Source organism: Frankia sp. CcWB3, from assembly GCF_977927595.1.
Genome location: NZ_CDWRCK010000261.1, coordinates 1,890 through 6,365 on the forward strand (window position 1 = coordinate 1,890; position 4,476 = coordinate 6,365).

Consider the following 4,476-nt stretch of genomic DNA (forward strand, 5'->3'; position numbering starts at 1 on the left):
GCCGGCGGCGCGGCGGGCCAGCGTCGACAGGCCGAACAGGGCGCACAGCACCACCACGATCGTCAGCGCGGCCGCCGCGCCCGTCCCGGCGTCGAAGTAGGTGAACCCGTAAGTGTACAGACGGTAGTAGACGTTGTCGGTGGTGTTGTCGGGGCCGCCCTGGGTGAGCACAGCGATGTTGTTGAACGTCCACTGCCCGGCGAACACCGCGCACAGGAACGACAGCAGGATCGTGGTGCCACGCAGTTGGGGGACCACGAGACGGCGGGTGATCTCCCATTCGGTGGCGCCGTCGACGCGGGCGGCATCGAGGCAGCGCCGGTCGATCGCGGCCAGTGCCGCGCCGTAGAGCAGCATGTTGAGCGCGACGAACCGGGCCGCGGTGATGAGCGAGATGGCGGCGAGGGCGGTCGAGGGGTCACCGAGCCAGTCCCGCTCGCCCAGGCCCAGCCCGCCGGTGACGACGTTGACGATGCCACCGAGCGGGTCGAGGACGAACCGCCAGGACAGCGCGTTCGCGACGGGGGCGAGCATCACCGGCAGGAACAGCAGGGCCCGGTAGATGTCGCTGGTCCGACCGGGCCGCTTCCACAGCATGATCGCCAGTGCCATCGGGACGATCGTCGCGAAGGGCAGCATCACCAGGACGTAGAGGCCGGTGCGGCTCAGCGCCCGGGGGAACTCTTCGCCCTCGAACAGGCCGCGGAAGTTGGCAAGCCCCACGAAGTCCCGGTCGGGTTTGATCAGGTCCCAGTTCGTCAGGCTCAGGTACGCCTCGAAGACCAGCGGCCCGTAGACGAAGACCGCCAGCGACACCAGCACCGGCGCCTGGTAGAGCCACGGTACGGCGCGGCGCGCCACCGTGGCCGGGATGGCCCCGCGCGGACGTGCCACGCGGGGCCAGGTGCCGATCATCAGGAGGAGAGTGCGCGGATCTTCTCGGCGGCCTTGCTCAGGGTCGCCTGAGGATCGGCCCCGCGCAGGACGATCGGTTCGACGGCCTCGTCCTGCAGCACGACGACGGCCTGGTTGGCCTTCGCCCCGCGGAACGAGGTGTAGGGGGTGACGGTGTCGAGCTGGTCGAGGGCCGGTTCCAGCAGCTTCACGATCGGGGTGTCGGCGAGCTTCGTCGCCACGCTCTGCCGCAGCGGCAGGTAGCCGATCTTCGAGGTGATGATCTCGAAGCCCTCGTCGGAGGTGAGGAACTTGATGAACTCCCAGGCGGCGCGCTGCTTGGCCGGGTCCTTGGCCAGCACCGCGAGCCCGGCGCCGGAGTAGGTCGGGCGGGCGGGTTTGGTGCCGAAGGACGGCAGGCCCGCGGTGCGCAGCTCGAACTTGCCCGTCGCCGCCTTCTGGGCGCTGGCGAGCAGCGCCGTGCTGGTGACGAACATGCCAAGGTCACCCTTGGTGAACGCGGCCAGGGCCGCTTCGGCCTTGACCCCGGGCTGGGCACCCGAGGCGGTCAGGTCGGCGATCGTGGCCAGCGCCTCGACGGCCGGCTGCTTGTCGAGGGTGACCGCGCCGGAGGAATCGACCAGCGACCCACCGTTAGAATTCACCACCGACTGGGTCAGGTAGTCCGACTTCCCGCTGTCGACGACGCTGATGTAGACGCCCTCCTTACCGGTCGCCTTGATCTTCAAAGCGGCGGCCTTGACGTCGGCGAGGGTTGTCGGCGGCTGCTGCGGGTCCAGGCCGGCGGCGCGGAACAGGTCGGCGTTGTAGTACATGACCGGGATCGACATCGTGTACGGCATCGCCGCGACGACGCCGTTGGTGGAGACGGCCGACAGGATGTTCTTCGAGATGCCGGCGGTGGCCGGCTCCCACTCGCTGCCGGCGACCTTCTGGACCGGGGTGATCGGCAGGGCTTCGACCGCCTCGGCCATCTTGCTCCAGCCGATCTGGGCGACGTCGGGCGGATCACCGGCGGCGGTGTCGGTGCGCAGCCGAGTGAGGACGTCCTTCACCGCGACACCCTGCGGCTTGACCGTGATCTTCGGGTGCGCCTTGGCGAAGGCGTCGAGCAGTGCCTGGGTTCCCGTACCGCCGAGACCCGCGGTGCCGTAGTTGTAGGACAGGAAGGTAATGGTCGCCGGGGTGTCACCCTGCGGTGTCGCGGCCGGGGTACCGGAGGCGGTGTCGCTGTCCGAGCCGCAGGCCGCCACGGCGAGCAGGCCGACCGCGGCGGACAACGCCGTGACGACCAGCCGGGCCCGGTGCCGCCGCGGACGGCGGCCCGGGCGATCCTGTCCTGCGTCCCGCTCTTGTCCTGTGTCCCGTTCATGTCCAGCAGCATCGTCGTGCCGGGAAACGGCTGTCACACCAGTCGCCTTTCACGCGTCGGAGCAGTTGCGTCACCCGAGGGGTGATCGCATCCCGGGAACAGGTCGCCACCCGGGAACAGGTCGCCGCCCACGGGGGGCGGGAAGACGTCGGCGGAGGTCATGCGATGTCGAACTTGCGGGCCGGGGCGGCCAGGTGCACCGGCCCGTCGAACACCCGCTCGGCCTCGGCGCGCCGCGCAGCCAGCCACTCAGGGTCGTCGGTGACGAAGTGGGTGAGCACGAGCTGACCCACCCCGGCGAGCCGCGCCGCCTCGGCCGCGTCGAGGGCGCTGAGGTGGCCGTGGCCGCTGTCGTCGGTCAGCTCGAGGGTGGCCTCTCGGCGAGGAGAAGATCGACGCCGCGGGCGAGGTCGACGAGGGCGTCGGTCACCCCGGTGTCACCGGTGTAGGCGAGGCTGGCGCCCGCCGTCTCGATGCGGATCCCGCAGTTCGGTACCGCGTGGCGCAGCCCGTGCAGGCTGACCATGCAGTCGCCGATCTTAAAGGTCTCCCCCGGGTCGTACTCGCGGACGTCGAAGGCGACCTCGAACGCCTTGTCCAGCAACGGGATGGTCGCGACCGGGAAAAGCCCGGCCAATGCCTGGAAGGTATCCAGGCCGCCCCGCGGAAGGTAAAGAGGAATCGGTTCGCTGCGCGCCGGAATGTCACGTGCCGGGAGCGTCGGGAATCGCATGGGATATCGGGCCCGACTGGCCAGCAATGCCTTTCCCAGCGGGAGGAGATCATAGCAGTGATCGGAATGCAGATGACTGATCACAATACCGTCGAGCGATGCGGGGTGCCCCAGCGCGCTCAGCGCCGTCGCGGCGCCGGGGCCGCAGTCCAGCAGCATCTTCGTCTCCGCGGTGCAGACGAGGTAGCTGGAGCTGCACTGACCGCCGGTCGGCATTCCCGACCGGCAGCCCAGGACGGTCAACCGCATACGTTCATCCGTTCATCTTGATGTTCCACTCTTGGTGTTCCGTTGGGAACATGTGGAACATTCGGCGCCAGGGTGCGCGAGGATTTCCGCTGTCATCCGCGATGCTGCTGGGTGGCGCCGTCGCCGGCAATATGGAACTTTCGAACGGACGATTGCCCCGGCCAATCGCCATCTACACGGGCCGCCGCCGCCGAACGGGCCCGTGACGAAGAACATCGGGCCGGCCCGGCGACGGGGGCCCGAAGGTGCCACGGAGGCCCGAAAGTGCCGGGAGTGCCGCGAAAGGTGCCGCAGGGGTGCGGGCTCAGCCGCCGGAAGCCGGCTGCCCGTCGTGGGCGAGGACCGGCACCTGCGGCGCGGGAGGTACGGGAGGTACCGGGACGGCGTCCTCCCCGAAGGGACCCGCGTTGTCCAAGCTGCGCAGGAACGCCTCGACGACGGGCGGCGGGTCGGGGTGCCAGACCACCTGCACCCCGACGGTGGGCACCGGCTCGACGAGCCGCACGGCCGCCAGGCCCTTGCCGGGCACGAAACCGCTGCGGACGGACGAGGCGAATCCCACAACCGACTTCGTCGTGACGATGATCCCCGTGGCACCCGAGTCGTCGACCTCGTCGGCGACCGTCAGGCTGATGCCCGCCCGGCCGGCGGCGGCGAGGATCGCGTCGTGCATGGCGGGGCTCTGTTCCCGCCGGAACAACACACACCGTTGGCGCGCGAGCTCCCGGAACGACGCCTGCTGGCGGTCGGCCCACGGATGGTGGTGGCCGACGAGGCGACCAGCGGCAGGGTGAGAATCCGTCGCGACTGCAGCCCGGCGGCCGGCGCCCCGCCGAACACGAGCGCCACGTCCACCTTGCGGTCGTGCAGGGCAGCGAGCGTCGGTCCGCTGCGAGCCTCCCAGAGAACCGTGGAGATGCCGGGGTAGTCGGCGCCCAACCGGACGAGGGTCGGCTGGAGCACCCGCTGCCCGGCGGGGAAGTTGAAGCCGATGGTCAACACGCCCACGCGGCCCGAGGCCGCCTCCCGGGCCGCCGACACGGCCCGGCGCGCGGTGTCGAGGACCCGCCGGGCCTCGACCTCGAACGCACGGCCGGCCGCGGTGAGCCGCACCTCGTGGGAGGTCCGGCTGACCAGTTCGACACCGACCTCCCGTTCGAGGCGCTGGAGCTGCTGGCTCAGCGACGGCTGGGCCAGGTGCAGCCGG

General features: G+C 70.4%; 3 protein-coding genes and 2 pseudogenes. All 5 read right to left on the reverse strand.

Annotated features, from left to right (window positions below; genetic code table 11):
• A partial coding sequence (locus ACY5KJ_RS16970) for a carbohydrate ABC transporter permease (RefSeq protein WP_462203826.1) occupies positions 1 to 894 on the reverse strand: 894 nt, incomplete at its 3' end.
• A 20-nt stretch (positions 895 to 914) separates the two neighbouring features.
• A complete protein-coding gene (locus ACY5KJ_RS16975; protein ID WP_462203827.1) occupies positions 915 to 2,195 on the reverse strand; it encodes an ABC transporter substrate-binding protein in 1,281 nt (426 codons plus the stop codon).
• Between the two features lie 250 nt (positions 2,196 to 2,445).
• A pseudogene (locus tag ACY5KJ_RS16980) lies at positions 2,446 to 3,269 on the reverse strand (MBL fold metallo-hydrolase).
• A 304-nt stretch (positions 3,270 to 3,573) separates the two neighbouring features.
• Positions 3,574 to 4,173, reverse strand: a complete 600-nt coding sequence (locus ACY5KJ_RS16985; protein WP_462189128.1) for a LysR substrate-binding domain-containing protein — start codon at positions 4,171 to 4,173, stop codon at positions 3,574 to 3,576.
• Positions 4,104 to 4,472 (reverse strand): annotated as a pseudogene (locus tag ACY5KJ_RS16990) (LysR family transcriptional regulator); the annotation flags it as partial. The pseudogene ACY5KJ_RS16990 and the gene ACY5KJ_RS16985, both read right to left, overlap by 70 nt.
• Positions 4,473 to 4,476 lie beyond the last annotated feature (4 nt).